At 41.9% G+C, this 25,153-nt stretch carries 21 protein-coding genes; 15 read left to right on the forward strand and 6 right to left on the reverse strand.

The features are described 5' to 3' along the window. Nucleotides 1-44 precede the first annotated feature (44 nt). From IEV36_RS05985 to groL, 4 genes are all read left to right on the forward strand, one after another. Entirely contained in the window at nucleotides 45-983 is a 939-nt protein-coding gene (locus tag IEV36_RS05985; RefSeq protein WP_005259072.1) for a diacylglycerol/lipid kinase family protein, read from the forward strand. Further along, nucleotides 964-1,731: a metallophosphoesterase family protein gene (locus IEV36_RS05990; protein ID WP_005259070.1), complete on the forward strand. Its 768-nt coding sequence runs from the start codon at nucleotides 964-966 to the stop codon at nucleotides 1,729-1,731. Before IEV36_RS05985 ends, IEV36_RS05990 begins: the two co-directional genes overlap by 20 nt. A 177-nt stretch (nucleotides 1,732-1,908) precedes the next feature. Continuing rightward, nucleotides 1,909-2,199: a co-chaperone GroES gene (locus IEV36_RS05995; RefSeq protein ID WP_004652030.1), complete on the forward strand. Its 291-nt coding sequence runs from the start codon at nucleotides 1,909-1,911 to the stop codon at nucleotides 2,197-2,199. Nucleotides 2,200-2,258: 59 nt separating this feature from the next. Beyond that, on the forward strand, nucleotides 2,259-3,893 hold the full coding sequence (gene groL / locus IEV36_RS06000; RefSeq protein ID WP_004770360.1) for a chaperonin GroEL: 1,635 nt from the start codon (nucleotides 2,259-2,261) through the stop codon (nucleotides 3,891-3,893). Nucleotides 3,894-3,964: 71 nt separating this feature from the next. Here groL and IEV36_RS06005 read toward each other — a convergent pair whose 3' ends face one another. After that, nucleotides 3,965-4,339 carry a diacylglycerol kinase gene (locus tag IEV36_RS06005; protein ID WP_004770353.1) on the reverse strand — a complete coding sequence of 125 codons (375 nt, stop codon included), beginning with the start codon at nucleotides 4,337-4,339 and terminating at the stop codon, nucleotides 3,965-3,967. A gap of 192 nt (nucleotides 4,340-4,531) precedes the next feature. On the opposite strand from IEV36_RS06005, the gene IEV36_RS06010 reads away from it, so the two are divergent. Next, nucleotides 4,532-5,596, forward strand: coding sequence for a 4-phosphoerythronate dehydrogenase (locus IEV36_RS06010; protein ID WP_005259065.1), 1,065 nt, complete (start codon nucleotides 4,532-4,534; stop codon nucleotides 5,594-5,596). Between the two features lie 5 nt (nucleotides 5,597-5,601). Then, complete coding sequence (gene epmA / locus IEV36_RS06015) at nucleotides 5,602-6,576, forward strand: EF-P lysine aminoacylase EpmA (protein ID WP_171068047.1); 975 nt, start codon at nucleotides 5,602-5,604, stop codon at nucleotides 6,574-6,576. An 18-nt stretch (nucleotides 6,577-6,594) separates the two neighbouring features. On the opposite strand, the gene IEV36_RS06020 is transcribed toward epmA, so the two are convergent. The 5 genes from IEV36_RS06020 to IEV36_RS06040 all read right to left on the reverse strand — a co-directional run bounded on the left by IEV36_RS06020 (nucleotide 6,595) and on the right by IEV36_RS06040 (nucleotide 11,598). After that, nucleotides 6,595-7,722 carry a helix-turn-helix transcriptional regulator gene (locus IEV36_RS06020; RefSeq protein WP_005259061.1) on the reverse strand — a complete coding sequence of 376 codons (1,128 nt, stop codon included), beginning with the start codon at nucleotides 7,720-7,722 and terminating at the stop codon, nucleotides 6,595-6,597. Between the two features lie 182 nt (nucleotides 7,723-7,904). Further along, nucleotides 7,905-8,066, reverse strand: a complete 162-nt coding sequence (locus tag IEV36_RS06025) for a hypothetical protein (RefSeq protein WP_004770345.1) — start codon at nucleotides 8,064-8,066, stop codon at nucleotides 7,905-7,907. Nucleotides 8,067-8,166: 100 nt separating this feature from the next. Further along, nucleotides 8,167-9,168 carry an SUMF1/EgtB/PvdO family nonheme iron enzyme gene (locus IEV36_RS06030; protein WP_005259057.1) on the reverse strand — a complete coding sequence of 334 codons (1,002 nt, stop codon included), beginning with the start codon at nucleotides 9,166-9,168 and terminating at the stop codon, nucleotides 8,167-8,169. Next, nucleotides 9,165-10,847 carry an arylsulfatase gene (locus tag IEV36_RS06035; RefSeq protein WP_005259055.1) on the reverse strand — a complete coding sequence of 561 codons (1,683 nt, stop codon included), beginning with the start codon at nucleotides 10,845-10,847 and terminating at the stop codon, nucleotides 9,165-9,167. Before IEV36_RS06035 ends, IEV36_RS06030 begins: the two co-directional genes overlap by 4 nt. Before the next feature lie 133 nt (nucleotides 10,848-10,980). Beyond that, on the reverse strand, nucleotides 10,981-11,598 hold the full coding sequence (locus IEV36_RS06040; RefSeq protein ID WP_004770342.1) for a rhomboid family intramembrane serine protease: 618 nt from the start codon (nucleotides 11,596-11,598) through the stop codon (nucleotides 10,981-10,983). Between the two features lie 153 nt (nucleotides 11,599-11,751). Between IEV36_RS06040 and nfuA the strand changes: the two genes are divergently transcribed. From nfuA to IEV36_RS06085, 9 genes are all read left to right on the forward strand, one after another. Continuing rightward, a complete protein-coding gene (nfuA, locus tag IEV36_RS06045; protein WP_004770341.1) occupies nucleotides 11,752-12,390 on the forward strand; it encodes a Fe-S biogenesis protein NfuA in 639 nt (212 codons plus the stop codon). Nucleotides 12,391-12,690: 300 nt separating this feature from the next. Next, nucleotides 12,691-14,409, forward strand: coding sequence for an amidohydrolase (locus IEV36_RS06050; RefSeq protein WP_005259053.1), 1,719 nt, complete (start codon nucleotides 12,691-12,693; stop codon nucleotides 14,407-14,409). Between the two features lie 175 nt (nucleotides 14,410-14,584). After that, complete coding sequence (locus IEV36_RS06055) at nucleotides 14,585-15,346, forward strand: TorF family putative porin (protein WP_005259051.1); 762 nt, start codon at nucleotides 14,585-14,587, stop codon at nucleotides 15,344-15,346. 381 nt (nucleotides 15,347-15,727) lie between these two features. Beyond that, complete coding sequence (locus IEV36_RS06060) at nucleotides 15,728-16,987, forward strand: Zn-dependent hydrolase (RefSeq protein ID WP_005259050.1); 1,260 nt, start codon at nucleotides 15,728-15,730, stop codon at nucleotides 16,985-16,987. A 77-nt stretch (nucleotides 16,988-17,064) separates the two neighbouring features. Next, nucleotides 17,065-18,465, forward strand: a complete 1,401-nt coding sequence (locus IEV36_RS06065; RefSeq protein ID WP_004770335.1) for an aminotransferase — start codon at nucleotides 17,065-17,067, stop codon at nucleotides 18,463-18,465. Nucleotides 18,466-18,671: 206 nt separating this feature from the next. After that, the gene (locus IEV36_RS06070) at nucleotides 18,672-20,087 is read left to right on the forward strand and encodes an aldehyde dehydrogenase family protein (protein ID WP_005259047.1); all 1,416 of its coding nucleotides are present in this window, start codon (nucleotides 18,672-18,674) and stop codon (nucleotides 20,085-20,087) included. A 112-nt stretch (nucleotides 20,088-20,199) separates the two neighbouring features. After that, nucleotides 20,200-21,528 (forward strand): APC family permease, encoded by a 1,329-nt coding sequence (locus tag IEV36_RS06075; RefSeq protein ID WP_004770331.1) that lies wholly within the window; start codon nucleotides 20,200-20,202, stop codon nucleotides 21,526-21,528. Nucleotides 21,529-21,600: 72 nt separating this feature from the next. Beyond that, nucleotides 21,601-22,686 (forward strand): agmatine deiminase, encoded by a 1,086-nt coding sequence (gene aguA / locus IEV36_RS06080; protein ID WP_005259046.1) that lies wholly within the window; start codon nucleotides 21,601-21,603, stop codon nucleotides 22,684-22,686. A 457-nt stretch (nucleotides 22,687-23,143) separates the two neighbouring features. Further along, nucleotides 23,144-25,153, forward strand: a complete 2,010-nt coding sequence (locus IEV36_RS06085; RefSeq protein WP_005259045.1) for a ligand-gated channel protein — start codon at nucleotides 23,144-23,146, stop codon at nucleotides 25,151-25,153.

Raw genomic sequence — 25,153 nt, forward strand, 5'->3', positions numbered from 1 at the left:
TGTAAACAAAAATAAGCCTGTAATCTTCTTTAAGGTTGAAAATTATGGCCCCCGATGTAAAGCCTTTGTCTATTATTTATAATCAAAAATCAGGTTTTCATGCAGCACAACAAGATGAAGAATATGAGCGTCTCATGACTTTCTGGACGCAATATGGATTCGAAATTCAGGTTTTTGAGCTGAGTTCTCAAACTGATTTTGATGCCATGATGAGAACGGTGCTGGCTCGACATCAACAGACTGAGTCGCGTGGCGTTGTGGTGGCAGCGGGAGGAGATGGTACTTTAAATGCGGTAGCAAAAAAGTTGATGCATACCGATATTCCGATGGGCATTATTCCGTTGGGTACTTTTAATTATGTCGCCCGCGTCTTGAATATCCCGCTAGATGTTTTTGAGGCGGCAGAAGTGATTGCAACTGGCGCGATTCAAAAAGTCCATATTGCCACGATCAATGATCAAATTTACTTAAATAATGCCAGTCTTGGGCTATATCCTTTATTTATTAAAAAACGGGAACGTTTTAATCAGCACTTTGGACGGCTTCCTTTAAATGCTTATACCTCTGCGCTAGATGTATTACTGCGTGAGCATAAATCCTTAAAGCTTTCCGTGAGCGTAGATGGGGAAAAATATCCAGTCGCAACGCCATTGATTTTCTTTGGTAATAATCAGTTGCAACTCAGCGACATGAAATTAAGAATTGCGGAATGTGCTGCCAATGGCAAACTGGCTGGCGTGGTGGTGGCTAAAAGTGACCGTTTCAGTTTATTGCAAATGTTATGGAAATTGATTCAGGGGAAAATCGATCAGGCTTCAGGGGTCTATTCATTCTGTGCTGAACATATACTGGTTGAGTGTAAAAAACCACAGTTAACAGTTGCGTTAGATGGAGAGTTGAAGGAGATGCAAACTCCATTAAAATTTGCAGTCGAAAAATCTGCGTTAAAAGTGATGGTTCCTAATGTTATTACATCTGTCTGATCTGCATTTTGGAACAGAGCGTGAAGCTTGTATTGACGCGATCAAGGCGTTTTGTCAGCAGCATCGTCCAGAAGCTGTGGTGGTGAGTGGTGATCTGACACAACGTGCGCGTATTAAGCAGTTTTATGCCTGCCGTCAATTTCTGGATGCACTGTCGATTCCTTATCTGGTGGTGCCTGGTAATCATGACATTCCGCTTTATCACGTCTGGAACCGTTTTTTTTCTCCTTTTGTGCGTTATCAGGCTTTTTTCGGTCGCATGGAAACCACTTTGGAGACTGAACATTTCTATTTAGTAGGTGTAAACAGTATTCGGCGGCGATATCACACCCGAGGACACGTTTCACTGGAGCAGATTCATGAAACTTATGCGCGGTTGAACAGTGCGCCAGCCAATAAAATAAAAATCGTGGTATTCCATCAACCTTTTTATACCTTTCCAAATGACCATGGCGATAAGGACTGCCCCGTATTGGGAAAAATTGCTTTAGAACAATGGGGCAAAACAGGTTTGTTCGGTCTTTTGCATGGTCACTTACATAAAGTGGCAGTACACGATCTCAATCAGATTTTTCATTTAGGATTTGATCATCCGATTCTGGATATTCATGCAGGAACCGCCACATCCAAGCGTTTACGTTTTGGATTATCAAATAGTTTTAATGTGATTTCGGATGATGGTCTGATAGCGCATTACTGGTTTGACGAATCTGCTAAAACATTTGTGAAATCACAAAATGTTGTTTAATTCGGCATAACTTTATTATTGTGATTAAAAAAACATCTATAAATAGAATTTTTTTTCATTTTCCCCTTGAAGCCATTTTTTTCATCCCCAAAAAAGTGGCATACCAAAATTTTATATGTGTTGCCACGAACTGGTGACACACATTAATCAATAAGACTAAGTCTGATGGAGTTAACTATGAGCAACATTCGTCCATTACATGATCGTGTTGTGATTCGTCGCGTAGAAGAAGAAACTAAAACGGCTGGTGGTATTTTACTTCCAGGTTCTGCTGCTGAAAAACCATCTCAAGGTGAAGTAATTGCAGTGGGGAATGGTCAGATCACTGACAACGGCGTTCGTGCTTTAGACGTTAAAGTTGGCGACAAAGTATTGTTCGGTACTTATGCAGGTACAACGGTAAAAGTAAGTGGTGAAGAACTCTTGATTATGAAAGAGTCAGATATCTTAGCTGTGCTTGAAGGCTAATCGACACATAACTCAAATTTATTATCAGATTCAGTATTTAAAAAGATTCGGAGTTTAACATGTCAGCTAAAGACGTAAAATTTGGTGATTCAGCTCGCTCAAAAATGATTGCAGGCGTTAACGTACTTGCAGATGCTGTAAAAGTAACTTTAGGTCCTAAAGGCCGTAACGTTGTCATTGACCGTTCTTTCGGTGCGCCACACATCACTAAAGACGGTGTGACTGTTGCAAAAGAAATTTCTTTGAAAGACAAGTTTGAAAACATGGGTGCTCAACTTGTTCGTGAAGTTTCTTCTAAAACAAATGACATCGCGGGTGACGGTACAACAACTGCAACTGTACTTGCTCAAGCAATTTTAAATGAAGGGATCAAATCAGTGACTGCTGGTATGAACCCAATGGATTTAAAACGTGGTATCGACATCGCTGTAAAAACAGTTGTTGAAAATATCCGTACCAACGCAAAACCTGCTGATGATTTCAAAGCAATTGAACAAGTAGGTTCAATCTCTGCGAACTCTGATACAACTGTGGGTAAACTTATCGCTCAAGCGATGGAAAAAGTAGGTAAAGAAGGTGTTATCACTGTAGAAGAAGGTTCTGGCTTCGAAGACGCTTTAGACGTTGTAGAAGGTATGCAGTTCGACCGTGGTTATATCTCTCCATACTTCGCGAACAAGCAAGATACGCTTACTGCTGAACTTGAAAATCCATTCATCCTTCTTGTTGATAAAAAAATCAGCAATATCCGTGAATTGATTACTGTATTAGAAGCTGTTGCTAAAACAGGTAAACCACTTCTTATCATCGCTGAAGATGTGGAAGGCGAAGCGCTTGCAACACTTGTTGTGAACAACATGCGCGGTATTATCAAAGTATGTGCTGTTAAAGCACCTGGTTTTGGTGACCGTCGTAAAGCAATGCTTCAAGACATCGCGATCTTGACTGGCGCGACTGTTATTTCTGAAGAAGTCGGTATGTCTTTAGAGCAAGCTTCTCTTCAAGATTTGGGTACTGCGCACAAAATCACAGTATCTAAAGAAAACACTGTGATCGTTGATGGCGCGGGTAATGCTGCACAAATCGCTGAACGTGTTCAACAGATCCGTGCGCAAATCGAAGAATCTACTTCTGAATATGACAAAGAAAAACTTCAAGAACGCGTTGCTAAATTAGCAGGCGGTGTTGCAGTCATCAAAATTGGTGCAGCAACTGAAGTTGAAATGAAAGAGAAGAAAGACCGTGTAGATGACGCACTTCACGCAACTCGCGCAGCCGTTGAAGAAGGTGTTGTTGCTGGTGGTGGTGTTGCATTAGTACGCGCTGTAAATGTGTTAGATGGCTTAAAAGGCGCTAACGAAGATCAAACAGCAGGTATCAACATTTTACGTCGTGCGATCGAAGCGCCACTTCGTCAAATCGTTTCAAATGCAGGCGATGAGCCTTCTGTTGTGATTAATGCAGTTAAAGCGGGTGAAGGTAACTTCGGTTATAACGCTGCTACTGGCGAATATGGCGACATGTTAGAAATGGGTATCCTTGATCCTGCTAAAGTAACGCGTTCTGCACTTGAACACGCAGCTTCTGTTGCTGGTTTGATGCTGACAACTGAATGCATGATTACTGACATCCCAGAAGACAAACCAGCTGCACCAGATATGGGCGGTATGGGTGGTATGGGCGGCATGATGTAATTACATCTACGTCTAGATCAAAAAAATCCCTGCATATGCAGGGATTTTTTTATCTGCAAAATATTGAATGTTTATTTAAATAAAATAATTGTCCAAGTGAAAAAGATAATCGCTAAAGAAACAAATTGCGCGGCGCTACCCATATCTTTGGCATTTTTAGACAGCTCATGTTTCTCAAGTGAAATGCGGTCAACAACGGCTTCAATGGCTGAATTGAATAATTCCACAATAATCGCCAACAGACATACCGCGACCATTAAGGCTTGTTCCAAAGCCGAGACATGCACAAAAAAGCTCAGCGGGATGAGGATAACATTGAGCAAAATGACTTGTCTAAACGCTGCTTCATGACTAAACGCCGCTTTAAAGCCTGCCAGTGAATAGCCCGTTGCATTTAAAATCCGTTTGAGGCCATTTTTGCCTTTATAAGGAGAGTAGGGTGTCATTGCGATTTGGAGTGACTGGAGAAAGCTTAAGTATAAATCCAAACATGTTGCAGTAAATTGGCAATATGTCGCATGCATGTACCAATCACGACAGTTTTCTGCCAGCGAATCTCATCATAGTTGTATTTATGAATTGTCAATTCAGATCAGGCTAAGGATAATAAGCACAGGTCTATTGAGGGAAAATTCTGCATGAAAATTATCGCAGATGAAAATTTGGCATTTACCGATTATTTCTTTGCGGAATTTGCAGAAATACAGCATCGGGCAGGACGTACCTTGACGCATCACGATGTACAGGATGCAGACGCACTCTTGGTACGTTCGGTGACCAAAGTGAACCATGCATTAGTTGATCAGACTAAAATTAAATTTGTTGGCAGTGCCACGATTGGAACTGATCATCTAGATATTCAGGCTTTAGAACAACAAAACATTGCTTGGAGCAATGCACCGGGTTGTAATGCAAAAGCGGTGGCAGAATATGTGATTACTGCCTTGCTACATTTAAATGCTGATTTATTAGAGAAAAATAAGGACTTCACTTTAGCAATTGTGGGTCTTGGCAATGTGGGTAGCCGACTGGCGGTGATGGCGCAGCTATTGGGCTGGAATGTGATCGGTTATGATCCTTATGTGCAACTTGCAGGGATTGAAAATGTTTGCTTTGATGCGTTGCTAAAACGCGCCGATGCCATCTCAATTCATGTACCACTCACTGTGTCTGGCGATTATCCAACCCAGCATTTATTTGATGTGACTGCATTTGCTGCAATGAAACCATCCGCTTTTTTAATCAATAGTGCGCGTGGGCCTGTGGTTGAGCAAGCTGCCTTGATGGCGGATATTGCAACAACCAAACGTCAAGTAGTGCTGGATGTATTTGAGTTCGAGCCAGAAATTTCTGAACAATTACTGGATCTATTGGCATTAGCGACGCCGCATATTGCGGGTTACAGTCTGGAAGGTAAGGCCAGAGGTACGCAGATGATCTATGAGGCTTTTTGCCAGACATTTGCTTATGAAGTGACAAAACGTTTTGAGAGCCAGTTGCCACAAGTACCACAATACTTTGAGCAGGATTTAAAAGCTGCGCTTAAACAGCATCTCACGCAGATTTATGATATTGCTGCGGACGATCAGCAACTCCGTGCTTGTGTTCAGGATGGCAAGGTTGAGCAAACTGCATTTGATTTACTCCGAAAAAATTATCCTTTGCGCCGTGAATGGGCTGCACATGGTGGGCCAAAAGCATGAGCCAGATGATGAAAAACTATCAGCCAACGTGCTCCATTGAAGCATTAAAAGCGCGTGCAGCGATGTATCAGAAAATCCGCCAGTTTTTTGCTGAACGTGAAGTACTTGAAGTGGAAACCCCAGTCCTATCTCAGGCAGGTGTCACCGATGTGCATTTGGCTTCAGTGCAGGTACAGCGTCATATTCATGGCAAATTAAATACGCAATATTTACAGACCTCACCCGAGTTTCCAATGAAACGCTTATTGGCCAGTGGTAGTGGGCCAATCTATCAAATCTGTAAAGTATTCCGTGATGATGAGCATGGGCGTAAGCACAACAGTGAATTTACCATGCTGGAATGGTATCGTCCGGGTCTGGATCTAAAGGCACTGATGCATGAAACTGCGGAATTGTTAGAAACATGCTTAGCACATCGTTTCGGTGAAATTCGTCCAGTGATTCTCAGTTATAAGCATGCCTTTCAGGATCGTCTGGATATTAATCCGTTGCAGGCAACCTTAAAACAACTCAAAGATACTGCTCATCGTGTCGGTTTAAACCTTGATTTAGGTGATGATCGTCTGGGGTATATGGACCTGTTGTTTTCGCACTTTGTTGAACCAAGTTTGGGCTTCGATGCGCCCGTATTTTTAACCGATTTTCCACCTGAAATGGCTTCATTGGCAAAAGTGAAACAGGATGAAGAGGGCGAACTGGTCGCAGCGCGTTTTGAGGTCTATATCGAAGGTCTGGAACTGGCAAATGCCTATGATGAATTGCTGGATGCAGATGTGTTGGCCTCCCGCTTTGAAGCTGATAATGCAGAGCGCGCACAGCAGGGTTTAGCCATCATTCCAACCGATCAATATTTATTGGCAGCTTTGCCGAATATGCCTGAATGTTCAGGGATTGCGTTAGGTATCGACCGTTTGTTGATGGTTGCGATGAATCAGGTCAAGATTGATCAGGTGATTGCGTTCCCAGCAGAGATTGCATAACGCTGCCTATCTTAAAACTTAGAGTAATTGCATCAGCAACTGGATCAGTTCACTTTGTCGATGTGTTTTGGTCTTTTTGAAAATAGCTTGCAGGTGCTTTTTCACGGTATCGGCCTGAATTTCATATAAAAGAGCAATTTCTTTGGTGGTTTTGCCCTTAAGCAGTTGCTCGCATATTTTATGTTCTACGGGGGTGAACATAAAAAGCTGTCTACATCTGTCTTTCTGATATTTAGGCTGATGCTGAAGCCCTGAAAATGTTGCCAATAATACTGGGCGTAAACCGAAAATCTTATGGGTTTTTTCGGGGCAGAGCAGATCCAGTGTTAAAAAGAGCTGATGATCTAAGTGCATCACCTGACTTCGTTCAGCATATGCTACGTCTGAATAGGTATTATGCAGACGTTCTAATTCAAGCAGGTGCTGTTCAAATTTTTGCTGTTGATGTGCTTTGAAAAAGAAGCGACGCTGTTCAATCTGGATGTGCGCATTATTTTCGATAAACTTTTCTGCCTCTCCATTCATTTCCAGAATATCGCCGTTGAGATTAATAATCGCAATTGGCTGATTCATTTTCTGGATCAATTGTGATCCAAGCAAGGTCATGGTGGAATATTCAAAATGATGGCGATACTGTTGAAGCTTCTGCTGGATCTGAGGCAAGATTTCATAAATCGGTTGGAGTTCAGAGCAACTTAATGCACCACGATCAGGACTGGTCAGAAAGGCCAGAATCACACAGACTTTATGATCATAAATAACCTGAAGTGCTGAGCAAAAACGTAAATTGAGTGGTTGTAAAATCTGTTGATAGACTTGTGTCTGAACAATGTCCTGTTCCGTAAAATGTTGGCTGCAATGCATCCAGCCTGTGATTGGTGCTGCCAATAATTTTTTTAATTGTGGGTCATCATCAAAGGCTAAACGAAGTTGTTGTAGAGCCGCTTGTTCAAGTTGATGAGGATCAAGATTAACGCCATGATGCACACTGAATGAGAGTGCCTGCACCTCGAGATCAACTGCAAGAAGTTGTGCTGCCTGAAAGTCAAAATGATGGTTAAGCTCTTCGAGGAAAATCATCCAGTCATCAGCATGCTGAACCTTGTTCAGGATGTCTAGTACAGCATGAGATTGGGTTTGATTCATTTAAAGCGTCCAGCAAAGAACAAAATCTATTTCCATATAGTCTATATGGGTTTTACCAAAATAAAATTATCAATCAGAAAAAATGTAACTTTTTATGCAATCAAAAGATGAGTTAAGCCATTCAGGTACGACAGAACAAAATGAATTGCCTAAACCCATCACAGATTTAGGCAAGATTAAATTTAGCAACGGCCTTTTTTGGCCTGTCCTGGTGGGCAAAAGTCACCATGACCATCGTGATAACCCTCTGGATCAACCACAACACTGCCATGTGGCGTATGTACCGCACAAGCGGATAGACTGAATGTGAATAACAGACAAAGGTAGAGTGATATTTTTTTCATGATTCCGTCCCGTATTTTTATTGCTTTGAATATCACTTTAAAACGATCGGTTCGTTTTTACCAGAACGGGACTGAAAATTTTTAAATGAGATTCATATCACTATTGAGACCTTAACACGGTTCTAAACCCGACATGCGTTGCCGCCAGATCAAACTCCTGAGGATAACGACTGCTATTGCGATAACGTGCACAGAAATTAGAAGCACATAAAAAAGAACCGCCTTTAAGTACATATTGCGTGGTCGCGCTATTTTGTTGGCGCAGATCCGTATAATTTCCCATATGTTGATCATGCGCACCATGATAGACAGAAGACGTCCATTCCCAGACATTCCCGATCATATCGTATAACTGAAATGCATTGGCTGCATAACAGCCGACAGGGGCAACGCCTTCAAAATGATCTTCAACTGTATTTTTAAGTGGAAATTCCCCTTGCCAATAATTGGCTTGCGGATGTTGATGGGCATCCTGTGGTGCCTGATGAAGCGGAGTATCATTTTTTGAACCCGCCTTGGCGGCATACTCCCATTCCTGTTCAGAGGGTAAATCGTGCCCCAACCAGACTGCATAATGTTCTGCATCATTTTTGGTGACATAACGGACTGGTTCAGAGGGCAGAGCCGCTTGACCCGACGGGCCATTTGGCGTTTTCCATGTGTAATCAGCCTTTAACTGCCACCATTGATTAGGCAGGTTAGCATCTGGAGAAAATACGGCTGCCTGCTTTTGTTTTTCTGCATCTGTGATATAGCCCGTAGCTTTGACAAAACTGGAAAACTGGGCAACCGTGACCTCAGTTTGATCGATCCAGAAGCCATCCACTTGACGTTCCTTTGCACCAAAATTGAGTTCATCTGGATAGGCCTGATTGGAACCCAGTGGAAATGAGCCTTTAGGAATCCAGACCATCCCCGCAGTTTTATGTTTTTGCCATGCATCGGGCAGGCCAGAGTAGCTCTGGCATCGTGATAAAGAGCCCAACAATGCTGGTTGACTTGTTGGGTGTTGTTGAGATGGCTTTACTTCTGGCCCAACTCTACTGCAACCTGCCACAAGGGACAGGCTACAGAGGGAAACGAGAAGGGGACTTAGTTTCATTGAAGATTGTATTCCTTGACCCCATTTTGCTGGGTGTATTTGTTATACACATCTACCAGTTCTTGCAGTTTTGCAGGATTAGTTTGAGCCAGATTTTGGGTTTCACCACGATCATTTTTCAGGTTGTAGAGTTCCCAAGTGCCTGTACCCAGCTCAGCTTTACCTTGTAAGGCAATTTTCCAGTCACCCTGACGTGCATATTTACTGCCATGTAATTCATCGGCAAAGCTAAAGTTAACGGGACGAATGGCCTGAGCTTTATTTTCAAGTACCGATTTCCATGAATAGCCACTTGGGGTATTAATCTGGCGACCTTTATATTGGCCTTGTGGCACGGCAATATTGGCGTAATCTAAAACTGTCGGGAACACATCCAGCACGGAAGCAAAACCATGATGAGTGCTTTGTGCTTTGGTTTGATAAGGGAGTTTCACAATTGCTGGGGCAGTGGTTGCACCTTCACCCGCCGTATCCTTCCATAAGTGGAATGGCGCAGCACTCACTTCTGCCCAACGTGGCCCCACATAATGATAAGAACTCGATGTACCCACGTTATTGACGCTGTTATCAAAGCCAGATTCAGTGCCATAGTTGCCGCGGATAAAACCTTCTGCGCCATTATCTGAAACAAAGAAAATGAGCGTATTGTCATATAAATTATTGCGTTTGAGATATTGAATGACCCGCCCAATATTGGCATCCAGATTTTCCACCATGCCTGCATAGATTTCCATTCTGCGTGCTTCCAGCGCTTTTTGCTCTGCTGAAAGCTCATTCCATTTGCCATATTTTTGTGGTGCATTTTGCGTGGCAATGGGTTCAGCTGCAGTGAAGTTGGCTGGGATCAAGCCCAACTGTTTCTGGCGAGCAATACGCGCATCACGAATCACATTATAACCCGCATCGTAGACACCACGATAACGGTCTCGATATTCGGCAGGCGCTTGTAAAGGCCAATGCGGCGCGGTGTAAGCCGCATAAGCAAAGAATGGTTTACCTGAATCTTTGCCAGATTCTAAATAACTGATCAGCTTGTCGGTGAAATAGTTGGTCGAGAAGAAATCATCAGGTAAAGATGAAATAGGCACTTCTTTGCCATCTTCTGTATAGGTTGCATTGCGTTTATAGGCACTCGGCGCTTGTTTGAAATGCAAGTCCAAGCCTTGTAATAGGGTAAATGAATGATCGAATCCTTTGGCATGTGCGTTGGTTTCAGGTGTCAAACCTAAGTGCCATTTGCCACTGATATAAGTACGATAGCCATTGTCTTTTAAGACTTCAGCAATCGAAAGTGAACGTTCATTCAAATAACCTTCATAACCAGGCTGGCCTTTTAAATGTGCAGGCGTCAGCTCAGCCATTGCCCCAATTCCTGCCAAATGATGGTCAGTACCAGAAATCAATTGCGAACGGGTTGGAGAACAAGTTGGCGCTGTATGGTAGTCGGTTAAAATGCGGCCTTCTTGCGTCAGTGCATCAATATTCGGGGTGTGAATTTCTCCGCCAAACGCACCTAAGTCTGAATAGCCTAAGTCATCGGCCATGATGAATAAAATATTGGGCTGTTTCTTGGTTTCAACCACAGTATTGGATTCTTTTGAATCATCATTACTGCACGCTGAAATCGAAAGGCTAAAAAGAGCAATCGACAAGGTGGTGAGAAGACTTTTACGAGGCATGAGAATCGACTTAATCCGTTAAAATAATGCAGTCGAGTTTAGAGAGATGATTTTTATGATAAAAATAATTAAAATTTGATTGTTAATCTTAAAAAAAGAAAAGCCCCAGAACTGGGGCAAATCGTGAATGGATTTAAAAAGGAAGCTTGGTCAACTGATTCAGGAAATGTGGGACAACGCGAGGTTCCAGAATGATGGTCACGACCACACCATAGGCGGCTCCCCAAAGATGCGCACTGTGGTTGATATTGGTATTGCCACGTTTGCCCGACCAGATGCTATATGCGACATATAAAATTGCAAAAATAATCGCAGGCACAGGAATGAAAAAGACAAAAATCAGATTCCAAGGCTGGAACAGAATATAGGCGAATAGCACCGCTGACACGGCGCCTGAGGCTCCTAGACTGGCCCACTGTGCATCATGACGATGTTTTAGGTAGCTGGGTAAGATCGCAACGATTAAGCCACCCAGATAAAATAAGACAAAGCCCATGTCATAAAAAAACTGACGATAAAAACTTTCAATGATATTGCCAAAGAAAAACAGCGTGATCATATTGAATAGGAGATGTGTACCATCGGCATGAATAAAACCATGCGTGATAAAACGGTCATATTGCCCACGTTGCATGGCAGGAGGCCAGAAAATCAGACGATTCATCACTGCCTGATTAGAGAAGGCCAATAAGGAAATTGCAACTGTAATAATGATCAGGGTCACAGTGTGCCCAAAGGGTAGATGTAACATAAATATTTTAAATTGATCAGAGTCTAAGCAATAATGCCATTAAAAACTTAATAAACAATGATCTTGCATAGAATTCCTACAAAAATGGTTGAATTTTTTTAATTACCCTCCATCTTCGGTTAATATAACGACATCAGCTTGAGGATTATTGTTATGTCGACTGAGAACACCAACACTGCTGTCGCAGAAGAAATTCCAAACCTTTTAATTACTCCTTCTGCACAAGAGTACTTAGGTGATTTATTAGCAAAGCAAAATACACCAGGGATTGGCGTTCGTGTTTTTGTAGAGAATCCAGGTACTCCACGTGCTGAATGTTGTATGGCATATAGTGCACCTGACGAAGTGGTGCCAACAGACTATAAACAGGATTATCCAGATTTTCCTGCGTATGTGGATGCGCCATCAATTCCGTATCTGGTTGATGCGGTAATTGACTACAACAAAGATCGTTTTGGTGGTCAATTAACGTTCCGTGCACCGAACTCGAAAGTGCCACGTGTTGGCCCGGATGCATCGATTGAAGAACGCATTACTTATGTATTGCAATCAGAAATTAACCCTGGTCTAGCAGGTCATGGCGGTAACTGTAGTCTGGTTGAAGTACAGGATAGCCCAGAGCATGGTTTGACTGCTGTATTGAAATTTGGTGGTGGATGCCAAGGTTGTTCTGCGATTGATGTAACTTTAAAGCAAGGCGTAGAAACCACATTAAGACAGCATGTACCAGAGTTACAGCGTGTTGTGGATCAAACGGATCATACACAGGCAGAAGGCGCGTATTTTAAATAATCGCTAGACATCTACTGTAGTTTAAAAAGTCCTTTCGAGGGCTTTTTTTATTGTTTATCGTTTCTAAGTTATCTGACGATAGCTTAATTATTTATGGTAGAAAATAATGGTTTTTTGGTCCATATATTTAAATTTATTGATTTTTTTTGGTTGTAACTAGAGGTGGCATGTTCAATCTATTGAGGAATTGAATGGAAATGGTTCCTGCATTTTTAGCTAAATTGGTTCTAGGTTTTATAAAGAAAGCAAAGAGAATAAAAATGAACAAAAAATAAGTTTGGATAAGGACGTAAGGGATTTATGAATAAGAAATTAGTGTTAGGCATCAGTATCGCTGTCATGAGCTTGGCCAGTTATGCGAAAACCCCACAAGTGGATGTGATTGTGTTAAATGCCGATGTTCGGACCTCGAATCCCGCCAAGCCAAAAGCACAGGCATTTGCCGTGAAAGATGGAAAGTTTGTGGCTGTCGGCAATAATACCTATATCCAGAATATGGCGACCAAGCAGACACAAGTTATCGATGTAAAAGGTAAAACAGTTCTCCCAGGATTAACCGATGCGCATACCCATTTGTTGGGCGGTCTGGAATTATGGGACGGTGTTGATCTATTCGGAATCACGGATCGTCAGGAATGGCTTAAATTAATTGCCAAAAGAGATAAAGAATTACCGAAAGGCGCTTGGTTAGTGGGAGGACGCTGGGACATCACGGGCCTGAAAGATGACCATATGCCAACCCGTCAGGAGCTGGATGCGATTGCTCCAGATCGTCCTGTGGTGTTACAGGACATTGATTATCACACGGTCTGGGTCAATACCAAGGCGATGCAAGTGCTGGGGATTGATAAAAATACCAAATCACCAGAAGGTGGTGAGATTGTCAAAGATCCGCAGACAGGTGAGCCGACAGGGATTTTCAAAGAAACTGCGGGTACTCAACTGATTCTAGGGAACCCTAAATATACCAGTGCCTTACTGTCAGGAAAAGCGGCACTGCCAGTCATTGAAAAGATCATTGCGCATTTTAATAGCTTAGGCATTACCTCTGTACATGATATGTGGACTGAGTTAGATACGGTTTATCCTGCTTTGCTGGAGTCGAAACAGGAATTACCAATGCGTATCCGCTTTGGATTAATGGCGGGTGATGATCAGGTAACGCCCGCTGATTTTCAACGTTATGCGAAGCAACGCGATGAACTGAATCAGCAATTTATACAAAAAGAACAGCAGTGGAAAAAAGGGCCGCAGTTCCGCTTTGCGTATATGAAATATTTTGTCGATGGCACATTGATGAATTATACCGCTGCATTAAATGAGCCATATGCAGATCGTCATCATTTTAATATTGCCCCAATTACGTCACAGGTAGATCTGAATAATTCAGTGAAAAATGCCAATGAAGTTGGGTTCCCTGTCGCGATTCATGCGATTGGTGATAAGAGTGTGGATATGGCCCTGAATGCGATTGAAAACAGTCCTAAACATCGCCAATTTGCCAATCGAATTGAACATATTGAGGTTCTATCTAAAGACGCTATTCCACGTTTTGCAGAGTTAGGTGTTGTGGCTTCGATGCAGCCTGATCATGCCATTACAGGTAATTATCAGGAATCCCGTCTGGGTAAGGCGCGTATGCCATATAGTTATGCTTGGCAATCTTTGCTCAGTAGCGGCGCTACCATGGTATTGGGAAGTGACTGGCCAACGGCATCTGAAAATCCAATGTTGCAGCTCAGCGATGTGGTATTTCGTGAGTATCAGGGTAAAACCCGTTATAGCGACAACGCTTTGAGTCTGGATGAAGCTTTATATGCCTATACCCAAGCACCTGCAAATATCGCAGGGTGGGGCGATGAGATTGGCAGTATCAGTGTCGGGAAATGGGCTGATTTTGTGGTCTTGCAGGATGCTTTAAAAACACCACTCAACAAAGACATTAAGGACTGGAAAGTTGCCGAAACCTGGTTTGCTGGAAAACAGGTTTATAATGGCAAATTAAGTAAAAATAAATAAGTGTATTTAAAAAAGAAAGTCTGAAGGCTTTCTTTTTTTACTTTTATTTGATTGGTTGTATTTTAAATAAAATAATAAATGGCTCTTCTGAATTTTTGAAAATTGGTTCTCGATTTATAAAATGTGCACAACATAATCAAGATTCAAAATAATCATATGCTAATGGAATAAATGAATGATCAATAAAAAATGGATTTTAGCTGTAATTGCATCTATGTTAATATCACCAGTAAATGCAAAATCAACTGATCATGATCAGGGTGAGAATAATGATAGTTTTTTAGTCAGTGGTTCGCTTGCATTTTTAACAGAATATTATTGGCGAGGGACGACGCAAACCAAAGGAAAACCTGCTGTTCAGGGAATATTAAGACTCGATCATGACTCTGGGTTTTATACGCAACTGTTTGCATCAAATATTCAGCTAGATATAGGAAGTAGTTTAGAGCTGGATTATTATATTGGCTATAATTATCAAATAAATAATGATCTAAAGCTGAATCTGCAATATCTGGATGTGAACTATCCTGATGAAGATAAGACGCTACCTCGTGTAGATTTTGAGGAATACTCAATTGGATTGATGACTTCAAATTTACTCAATGCTAAGGATGAGCTCAACCTGTCTTTTTATTACACGCCTGATTATACCTTTGAAACAGGTAAAATGCTGCGTTATGAGGCTGGCTATCGTTATCCAGTCGCGGATCAATGGAATATATATACTCAAGTGGCCTATAATCAGTTCGCAAATGAAAATGCCTATGCCGTGCTTTGGGGAACTGATGAGAAAAATCACTTTTATGATTATAAAATAGGGCTGGATTTTAACTATCAGGATTTTATCTTTGATCTTTATTATGCCAATGCAAATGTTAATAAAGACCTACCAAGTGCGGATAAGACGGTGGTTTTTAGTTTAACTAAACTTTTTTAATTTAAAAATAAAGCTTTGTATTATTAAATAAGATGCTATTCATTAGTGTGCAATTATTTGTATTTAAAATATGGTAAGGTGGGTATGCAGCCAAAATGTTTTGTATATAAAACATTTTGGCTGTTTTGTGTTCGGGTTTGGGTGGTGCGAGAAAAGACTCAAAAAATTAATAAAAATAAATTGATTTTTCTAAAAATAAGATTAGTTTAATGTTCTGTTTATTTGTTTGAAAAACAAAAGGAATTGTTTTTTATTCATTCATACTTAAATTGGTACCTGTTTTTTGGGAAGAATTGGCACTCGTTTTTAATTGAAGAATTAATCAAAGTAGCGTGAATAAAGTGATATTTAAAATATATCGATAAAAGGGATGTTAAAACAATGAGAGTGAATGCAGAGCGCTTGTGGCAGATGCTCATGGATATGGCGAAGATCGGTGCGACCACGAAAGGCGGAAATACACGATTGGCGCTCACGGATGAAGATATTTCAGGCCGGGCTTTACTGCTTGAGTGGGCGAAGCAGATTAATCTTTCTATTCATTATGATGAAGTTGGTAACCTGATTTTGCGCCGTTCAGGGCAAAACCAAACCGCATTACCTATCGCTATGGGCAGCCATTTAGATACCCAGCCAAAGGGTGGTCGTTTTGACGGAATTTATGGTGTGCTGGCTGGCATGGAAGTGTTACAGCGCTTAGAAGAACAGAATATTGTTACTGACCATCCACTTGAATTGGTGGTGTGGATGAATGAAGAGGGTGCACGTTTCACTCCTGCAATGATGGGTTCAGCAGCATTCGCTGGCGTATTACCTAAACAGCAAGTTTATGACACCACGGATAAAAACGGTATTTCTGTTTATTCGGAGCTGGTTCGTACAGGGCAATTGGGCGATTACCCGCTGGCTCGTCCATTTCAGGCTTATTACGAAGCGCATATTGAACAAGGACCAGTACTGGAAAGAAACCAGATCTCTATTGGTGTGGTGACAGGTGGTCAAGCCATTCTCTGGTTAGATGTCGAAACCCAAGGTAAAGCTGCGCATGCTGGTACGACTCCGATGAATATGCGTAAAGATACTATGGTCGGCACGGCAGAAATGATTGTTGCGATTGAAAAATGCATTCTTGAGAAATTCCCACAAGGCTTGGTGACATTTGGCGAAATGCAGGTCGCCAATTCATCACGAAATACGATTCCAGGACAGATTCAGTGGACCATTGATCTACGTCATCCAGATGATGCAGCACTGAAAGCAATGGAAATCGAAACAACAGCAATCTTATCTCGTCTAGCGATGGAACGAGATCTGGAAGTTCGCGTATCTCAACATTGGCTGAGTCCAGCGACTTATTTTGATTCGACTTGCGTTGCAACAGTTCAAGAAGCGGTAAACAGTTTGGGATATAGCAACCAGACAATCGTGAGTGGTGCAGGACATGATGCAATCAATATCGCAAAACATTGTCCAACGACCATGATCTTTATCCCTTGTATAGATGGTTTAAGCCATAACGAGGCAGAAGATATTTATATGCAAGATGCCGCTCAAGGTGCCGATGTGCTGCTGAATGCCATTTTAAATTATGACGCACAGTCAGCCGCACAAGTCGCTCAAAAAAATACAGCAACAGTTTAATTATCAACAAATTAACAATGTGTAAGACATGCATGCTGCTGGAATGGAGCATTGCAATAAAGATGGATGGATAGAAGATGAACTCAAAATTACCAGTAGAAGTAGATATTCAGGATATCTGGCAAAAAGATAAGGATCATGTGATTCACCCGTGGACAGATTTTTCGACATTTAAAGACGAAGGTTCTTTAATTATGTCTAAAGGTGAAAATGTCTATGTGTATGATGCACAAGGCAATAAATATCTAGATGGTATTGGCGGCCTGTGGTGTGTCAATGTCGGTTATGGTCGTAAAGAAATTGCGGATGCTGTTGCTGAACAGATCATGGAATTACCTTACTTTTCGCCTTTTGGTCATCAAACCACAGCACCAGCAGCCAAGTTGGCCGCTAAACTTGCTGAGTTGGCACCGGGTAATCTGAATCATGTGTTTTATGGTTGTGGCGGTTCGGTGGCGAATGATACGGCGGTACGTTTAATTCACCACTATTTCTATCAGATTGGTAAGCCGTCCAAGAAAAAATTGATTGCCCGTAAAGATGCTTATCACGGTAGTACCTACATCAGTATGACCTTGACGGGAATTGAAGCCGATCATGTCGGTTTCGAAATTCACAACGAACTGGTTCATCATGTGTCATGCCCAAATCCATACCGTAAGCCTGCATCACAGTCGATGGAAGATTTCTGTAATGAAAAGGTTCAGGAACTGGAAGATACGATTCTGAAACTTGGCCCAGATAATGTAGCTGCTTTCTTTGCCGAGCCAATCATGGGTGCAGGCGGGGTGATTGTTCCACCAGAAGGCTACCATGCCAAAACTTTGGCTGTATGTAAGAAATACAATGTTCTGTATGTGTCTGATGAGGTGGTCACTGCATTTGGTCGCTTAGGTCATATGTTTGCTTCAGAAGCCGTGTTTGGCATTGTTCCTGACATTATTACCTGTGCAAAAGGGCTTTCTTCAGGCTACTTACCTTTAGGTGCAACCATTATTTCTGATGAGATTTATGACGCCATCAGCAAGCCGCATCATGAAGGTGGTTTGCTTACGCATGGCTTTACCTATTCAGGCCATCCAGTGAGTTGTGTGGCAGCACTGAAGAATATTGAAATTCTGGAAAAAGAAAAGATTTGTGAACATGTTCAAGACATGGGCGTTTACTTTGAAGAGCAATTAAAGACGCTTGCCGATCTGGAAATTGTCGGTGAAGTACGCGGCAAAAAATTCATGATGTGTATCGAAAACTTACGTAATAAAGAAACCAAAGAACTATTTGACCGTTCTGTTGGCGTCGGTAAACGTATTGCGAACCATTGCCAAAAACTCGGTTTGATTGTTCGTCCAGTGGGGCACATGAATGTCTTGTCTCCACCATTGATCTTGACACGTGATCAAATTGACTTTGCTGTGAAAACCTTACGTCATGCGATTCAGAATACGATTCAGGAATTAAAAGCTGAAGGTCATTTATAAGCCGAATCTCTTTGTTTCCCAATGAAAAATCAACTTGCCTCGCGGGGCGAGTTGAGTCTCGCTGATCGATAGAAATAGCGGGAGAACAACAGATGATGTCGATGGAATGAATGAGGAATAAAGCGGACATGACTGACATGAAGCAGGCTGAAATCCTGTGGGCAGTCACGATGAATACGCTTTAGTACCCGTATGAGAGCAAGCAGATGAAGAATTATATCAATGGAAAATGGGAAAATACGACAGGAACATCCCAGATTACGGTGGTCAACCCAGGCAGTGAAGAGGAATTAATCCGATTTACTACGGCTTCCCCACAAGATGTAGATGCTGCCGTGGCTGCTGCACAAAAGGCACTCGAAAGCTGGAGTTTGACAAGCCCTGAAGAACGCGCGAATTGGTTAAATAAAATTGCCGATGCGATTGAAGCAGCAAAAAACACCTTGATTGAACTTTCCCACCGTAACAATGGTAAATCTTCGGAACAAGCACAAGTCGATGTCGACAACAGCATTAAGTGTTACCGCTATTATGCCAATCTAGTTAAAAGCTTTGCGTTTAGTCAGGTGACTGAATGTGACGGTGGTATTGAACTGACGCATCAGCAAAATCCCGTCGGTGTGGTTGCTTTAATTACGCCGTGGAATTTCCCGTTAATCACCAGCGCATGGAAAATCGCACCGGCCCTTGCCGCAGGTTGCACGCTCATCTTTAAACCTTCCGAGTTGGTGCCTTTGCCTGAATATGCATTTACTCAGCTCTTGGATCAGATCCAGTTTCCTCAGGGTGTATTTAACCTGATTTTGGGAGATGCAGTTGCAGCGCAGCATTTGGTGACACATCCAGAGGTGAATAAAGTCTCTTTCACTGGTAGCACAGAGGTAGGCATTCATGTGATGCAGGCCGCAGCCCGTTCGGTTAAACGCGTCACATTAGAGCTAGGCGGAAAATCGCCGATCCTTATTCTTGAAGATGCAGATCTGGATGAAGCAGTCGATAAAGCACTCGGCGGCATGTTCTATAACAGTGGTCAAATGTGTTCTGCGACCTCACGTTTACTGGTGCATCAATCGATTGCCGAACGCTTTTACCAGAAGTTTAAAGCTGCGGTGGAATCGATCATTTTGGGTTCAGATCTGAGCGGTCCATTTGCAATGGGGCCGATGACGACACAAAAGCAATTCCAGAAAGTTCGTGAGTATTTAAGTATTGCGAAAGACGAAAAACTCCAAACTTTAATTGATTTTGAGCAAATTGCTGTACCTGAAAAAGGCTTTTTCATTCAGCCGCATGTTTTTGTCAATGTTCCGACAGAAAGCCGATTGTGGAAAGAGGAAATCTTTGGCCCTGTGATTTGCTGTCGAAGCTTTGAAACTGAAGAAGAAGCCATTCGCCTTGCCAATGACTCGGAGTTTGGTCTGGCTGCAACCATTATCACAGGGTCTTTGGAGCATGGTAAAAAAATTGCCAAGCGACTTCGCTCTGGTCATATCTGGATTAATTCCCATCAAATGATTCAACCCGGTTCGTTATGGGGCGGATTCAAAAAGAGTGGCATTGGGCGAGAACTAGGGCAGTCGGGGATGCAAAGTTATCTCGAAGAAAACGTGATTACGCTTTAATTTTGCCAACTGCTGGTTGAATTGGGAAAGGGACTTCTCTGTTCAATAGCACCATCCAAGATGAATAAAAAAGCACTGCGAAAATATTTGCATTGATGCAGGAGAAACGTGCATGGAAAGCGAAAACAAACGAAAAGGGCTCTCACTATGGCAAGTCGTTGTCATTGGTGTGGCTTATATGGCTCCAGCAACCGTATTTGATACCTTTGGTATTATTTCAAGAGTCACTGAGGGGCGGGTTCCTCTGGCTTATATCTTGGCCTTGTTTGCAATGCTATTGACGGCATTTAGCTATGCACGCTTTAGTAAACTGACACCAAAATCAGGGTCAGCGTATACCTACACCACTGAAACATGCGGCAAGACAGCGGGTTTTTTTGTGGGCTGGTGTTCGCTTATTGATTATCTACTTATTCCGCTGGTTAATGTTTTACTCGCGTCCTTTTATCTCCATGCATTGATGCCTGACATTGCCTATACCACATGGGTGGTGATCATGGTCGGGATCATTACGTTGATCAATAGCTTTCGTATCAATATTCTGGCGAATTTTAGCTTTATTTTTATCGCAGCCACGATTTCAATGATGCTGGTATTTATTTTTCTGGTAGTCACAGGGATGGGGCATTCGCAAGGTTATCAAAGCCTAGCGACAATGACACCATTATTTAATGGCAATCCTGAATATCTAACCTTACTGACAGGCGTGTCATTGGTGTGTTTCTCTTATTTAGGCTTTGATGCGGTATCGACCTTAGCCCATGAAAGCCGCAATCCGACCAAGACCATTCCTCGGGCAATTATGCTCACAACATTATTAGGCGGCCTTATTTTTATTACGGTTTCCTGGTTTGTTCAATTGTCCTTTCCGACATTGGAACAGTTTAAAAATCCAGATGAAGCCTTACCTGAAATTGCACTCTTTGTCGGGGGCGTATTTTTCCAGTCAGCTTTACTTACCGTACAGATCATGAATGCATTTGCCTCTGGTTTGGCTTCTCATGCCAGCGCTTCGCGTTTGCTTTACATCATGGGACGTGATGGTGTGTTTAACCAAAAAATATTCGGTTATGTGAATCACAGATTAGGTACGCCGTTATATTCGATTTTCTTCGTCGGCTTGATTTCTCTGTTAGCGATTACTGTTGATTTGGCAACCGTGGTGAGTCTGGTGAGTTTTGGTGCCTTGATTGCCTTCACTATGGTGAACTTTTCTGTATTCATGAAATTCTTTGTGATACGTAAAGAGCGCGCAGGTTTAAAAAATATTTTCTTCAATCTATTGCTACCACTGGCGTCGGTGCTGTGCTTATTAGGTTTGTGGGTACATCTGGAAAAATCAGCGCTGGAATTTGGTGGCGTGTGGTTATTGGCTGGCGTTTTACTGTTGCTTTATAAGCGTATCCGCAAACAGCCACTTTCGTTCGGGGCCACGACTTAAACCGTTTTAATCAATTGATTTGATAATTGAAGATTTGATTTCTAAAAATTTGAAAATATGGAGACAAAATATATGGAACAGAATGCGACAACCCCAAATCAGCAAGGTTTTAGCATGCCCGGCGAGTGGTCTACACAAGAAGCTGTATGGATGATCTGGCCTTATCGTACAGATAACTGGCGTGGAAATGGTGCGCCTGCACAACAGGCTTTTGCACAGGTTGCGGCTGCAATTGCTCAGAAAACGCCAGTATTTATGGCGGTTCCTCAAGCTGAAATGGAAAAAGCACGTCAGGTTATGCCTGCACAGGTGACTTTGGTTGAAATTGAAAGTGATGATGCATGGACACGCGATACGGGTCCAACCATTGTCAAAAATGCGCAAGGTCAGAAAAAAGCCATTAATTGGGTGTTTAATGCATGGGGTGGGGAAAATGGTGGATTGTATTTCCCATGGGATCAAGATCAACTGATTGCAGGCAAAATTGCTGCTCAACATGGCATTGAGACGTACTCGACGCCGCTGATCTTAGAGGGCGGGGCAATTCATGTCGATGGAGAAGGGACGTTATTGACTACAGCAGAATGCTTGCTCAATCCAAATCGAAATTCACATCTGTCTCATACTCAGATTGAAAACATTCTGCAAGAATGTCTCGGGGTAACGACTTTTATCTGGCTGCCTCAAGGGGTATTTAATGATGAAACCGATGGGCATGTTGACAATATGTGCTGTTTCGTTCGTCCGGGTGAAGTTGCATTGCACTGGACAGATGATATCGATGATCCGCAATACGCACGTTCACAAGCCGCATTGAAAGTGCTTGAAAATACGAAAGATGCGAAAGGTCGTCAATTGATAGTATGGAAGTTACCATCACCGGGCCCACTCTATGCCAGTGGAAATGAGACGGTTGATGTTGATAAGGGCAATGCGATTGAACGTTTTGAAGGAAATCGTTTGGCGGGTTCTTATGTGAACTATCTGATTAGTAATCAGCAGATTATTTTCCCATTATTGGATGAACGTACCGATGAACAGGTAAAAGCATTGTTCCAGCAGATGTATCCAGACTATCTCATCACAGGAGTACCAGCGCGAGAAATCTTACTGGGTGGTGGAAATATTCACTGCATTACCCAGCAAATTCCAGCTTAAGTAACGATGCTGTAAGCAAGTTGAAACAGAGTCTATACATCTGTAGATCTTTTCAACTTGCTCAAGCAACGAATGGATGAAATAATAATAAAAATACTAGAAAAGTATCATAATTTTAAAGAGATCATCTAAAGCATAAAATGCCCAAAAATTTGAATATCTTTATTCATTTGATGATTGTAATAAGAATGACAAAATCGTGTAAGCTTAATCTTCATATTTTTTATATAAGAATTTAATATTATTTTTAAATAAAATTAGTTGGTTATGATTTATTTTCTTTACCATATATTAAAAAGTTAAACTTGTTTTCCTAAACTGATAAGCAAAAAATGTGAATGAAAAATGAATTTATAAATAATAATAATTATCATTTGTATTGAGTTTTATTTGTTTTTTGTTAGAATTCCCATAAATTTTAAGCAATCTTTAAGATATCTCTGAATCGGGTGGGAATATGTCCAACAAAATAGCACGTCAATCACTCCTCACTATTTCCGTATTGGGCGGTATGATGGCGCTTGCACACGCAGCAGAAATTCAAGCGAATAAAGAGGCTGTACAACTGGAAAAGATTGTTATTACAGCAAGTGGATTTGAACAGGACATTAAAAAAGCAGCAGCATCTATATCTGTGCTCACACAAGAAGAAATTAATAAAAAAGCATATCGGGATGTAACCGATGCTTTAAAAGATGTACCTGGCGTGGTCGTAACAGGGGGCGGTAGTTCAAGTGATATCAGTATCCGCGGCATGGGCAGTGCGTATACGGTCATTATGGTCGATGGCAAAAAAGTAAATACACGTTCGGTACGCCCAAATAGCGACAACTCGGGTATTGAACAAGGCTGGTTACCGAATATTGGCGCCATTGAACGTATTGAAGTGATCCGTGGACCAATGTCTGGCTTATATGGTTCAGATGCAATGGGCGGTGTCATCAACATTATTACCAAGAAAAATGTAACTGAATGGACGGGTTCCATCAAGCTTGATACCACGTTGCAGGAAAATTCTGACTCAGGTAATCAATATCAAACTAATGCTTACATTGCTGGGCCTTTAATTGCCAATCTTTTATCATTTAAAGCCAATGGCCTATATTCTCAACGTGATGAAGATGAAATCTATGGTGGCTATAGTAAGCAAAAAATTCGTGCAGGCGGAGCTGCCTTTAGTCTGACTCCAAATGATGATCACACCATTGATCTGGAATATCAACGTTCGATTCAAAACCGTGATGCAACTGTTGGTAAGAGTATTTCACCCATACAAACGGGCAGAAACCCACCAGCAAACTCACTCACAGATTACTATCGTACAGAGTATAGTTTGACGCATCGTGGCAAAATTGGTGCGGTAGAAACACATTCTTATATTCAGCGGGAAGAAAACGAAAACCCGTCACGTAATATGGAAGCGACCAATACAACATTTAATACCATCAATAAAATTAACTTTGGTCGTCAGAGTCTGAGTTTTGGCGGGATGTACCTCAAAGAAGAATTAGATGACAAAGGTAACCAGTTAAGTGTCGGTGGAGCGAAACCTGTTTCCAATCTTGACCGTTATAGCTGGGCATTATTCGCTGAAAATGCATGGAATATTGTCGATGACTTCACTTTAACCAGTTCACTACGTTTAGATAAAGATGAAAAATTTGGTGATCACTGGAGCCCGAAAGTGTACGGAGTATGGGGCTTAAATGATAATTGGGTCATTAAAGGTGGTGTTTCAACTGGTTATAAAACACCAGCACTGCGTGCGACCGTTGCTGAATGGGGACAGGCAACTGGTGGTGGACAAAGTAAAGGTGTGATTGTCGGTAATCCTGATTTAAAACCTGAAAAAAGTGTGAACTATGAAATGTCCTTTAACTGGGACAATTTAGATAACCTGACTGCGGGCCTTACGCTATTCAATAGTGAGTTTAAAGACAAGATCACTGAAATCAGAACCTGTCAGGGGGCATCTGGGTCAATGGGCTGTGACTGGTTGGGGGAGAAGTTTGACTTTGTGAGCCTGCGTGAGAATGTTGATAAAGCCAATATGCGTGGTGCAGAAGCAACATTTGGCTGGAAAGTCTTACCAAATGTGAACTTGAGTGCGAATTACACCTTCACGGATACTGAACAAAAGAGTGGCGCGAATAAAGGCAAGCCTTTAAATGAAATGCCTAAACATATGTTCAATACAACCGCAGACTGGGAAATTAACGATCAGTTCTCAAGCTGGGGACGTGTGAATTACCGTAGTAAGACATCGGATTACTTAAGCCGTACTGCTATGGCAAAAGGTAAACCTGCTTATACGATGGTAGATGTGGGGGTAAATTATAAGCCAACGCAAAATATTGCAGTTGCCGCAGGGATCTACAATCTATTTGATAAAGAGATTGATACTGCGACCTATAACTATGTGTTAGATGGTCGCCGTTATAATCTTGGTGTGACTTATAGTTTCTAA

Source organism: Acinetobacter vivianii (assembly GCF_014635885.1).
Lineage (GTDB): Bacteria > Pseudomonadota > Gammaproteobacteria > Pseudomonadales > Moraxellaceae > Acinetobacter > Acinetobacter vivianii.

Excerpts from the sequence above, each read along its gene's own strand:
- nfuA (WP_004770341.1), top strand. The coding sequence starts at position 11,752 with ATGTCGACTGAGAACACCAACACTGCTGTCGCAGAAGAAATTCCAAAC.
- IEV36_RS06005 (WP_004770353.1), bottom strand. The coding sequence starts at position 4,339 with ATGACACCCTACTCTCCTTATAAAGGCAAAAATGGCCTCAAACGGATT.
- epmA (WP_171068047.1), top strand. The coding sequence starts at position 5,602 with ATGATGAAAAACTATCAGCCAACGTGCTCCATTGAAGCATTAAAAGCG.
- aguA (WP_005259046.1), top strand. The coding sequence starts at position 21,601 with ATGGAACAGAATGCGACAACCCCAAATCAGCAAGGTTTTAGCATGCCC.
- IEV36_RS06070 (WP_005259047.1), top strand. The coding sequence starts at position 18,672 with ATGAAGAATTATATCAATGGAAAATGGGAAAATACGACAGGAACATCC.
- IEV36_RS06030 (WP_005259057.1), bottom strand. The coding sequence starts at position 9,168 with ATGAAACTAAGTCCCCTTCTCGTTTCCCTCTGTAGCCTGTCCCTTGTG.
- IEV36_RS06035 (WP_005259055.1), bottom strand. The coding sequence starts at position 10,847 with ATGCCTCGTAAAAGTCTTCTCACCACCTTGTCGATTGCTCTTTTTAGC.
- IEV36_RS06065 (WP_004770335.1), top strand. The coding sequence starts at position 17,065 with ATGAACTCAAAATTACCAGTAGAAGTAGATATTCAGGATATCTGGCAA.
- IEV36_RS05985 (WP_005259072.1), top strand. The coding sequence starts at position 45 with ATGGCCCCCGATGTAAAGCCTTTGTCTATTATTTATAATCAAAAATCA.
- IEV36_RS06055 (WP_005259051.1), top strand. The coding sequence starts at position 14,585 with ATGATCAATAAAAAATGGATTTTAGCTGTAATTGCATCTATGTTAATA.
- IEV36_RS06085 (WP_005259045.1), top strand. The coding sequence starts at position 23,144 with ATGTCCAACAAAATAGCACGTCAATCACTCCTCACTATTTCCGTATTG.
- groL (WP_004770360.1), top strand. The coding sequence starts at position 2,259 with ATGTCAGCTAAAGACGTAAAATTTGGTGATTCAGCTCGCTCAAAAATG.
- IEV36_RS06010 (WP_005259065.1), top strand. The coding sequence starts at position 4,532 with ATGAAAATTATCGCAGATGAAAATTTGGCATTTACCGATTATTTCTTT.
- IEV36_RS06020 (WP_005259061.1), bottom strand. The coding sequence starts at position 7,722 with ATGAATCAAACCCAATCTCATGCTGTACTAGACATCCTGAACAAGGTT.
- IEV36_RS06050 (WP_005259053.1), top strand. The coding sequence starts at position 12,691 with ATGAATAAGAAATTAGTGTTAGGCATCAGTATCGCTGTCATGAGCTTG.
- IEV36_RS06075 (WP_004770331.1), top strand. The coding sequence starts at position 20,200 with ATGGAAAGCGAAAACAAACGAAAAGGGCTCTCACTATGGCAAGTCGTT.
- IEV36_RS05995 (WP_004652030.1), top strand. The coding sequence starts at position 1,909 with ATGAGCAACATTCGTCCATTACATGATCGTGTTGTGATTCGTCGCGTA.
- IEV36_RS06025 (WP_004770345.1), bottom strand. The coding sequence starts at position 8,066 with ATGAAAAAAATATCACTCTACCTTTGTCTGTTATTCACATTCAGTCTA.
- IEV36_RS06060 (WP_005259050.1), top strand. The coding sequence starts at position 15,728 with ATGAGAGTGAATGCAGAGCGCTTGTGGCAGATGCTCATGGATATGGCG.
- IEV36_RS06040 (WP_004770342.1), bottom strand. The coding sequence starts at position 11,598 with ATGTTACATCTACCCTTTGGGCACACTGTGACCCTGATCATTATTACA.
- IEV36_RS05990 (WP_005259070.1), top strand. The coding sequence starts at position 964 with ATGTTATTACATCTGTCTGATCTGCATTTTGGAACAGAGCGTGAAGCT.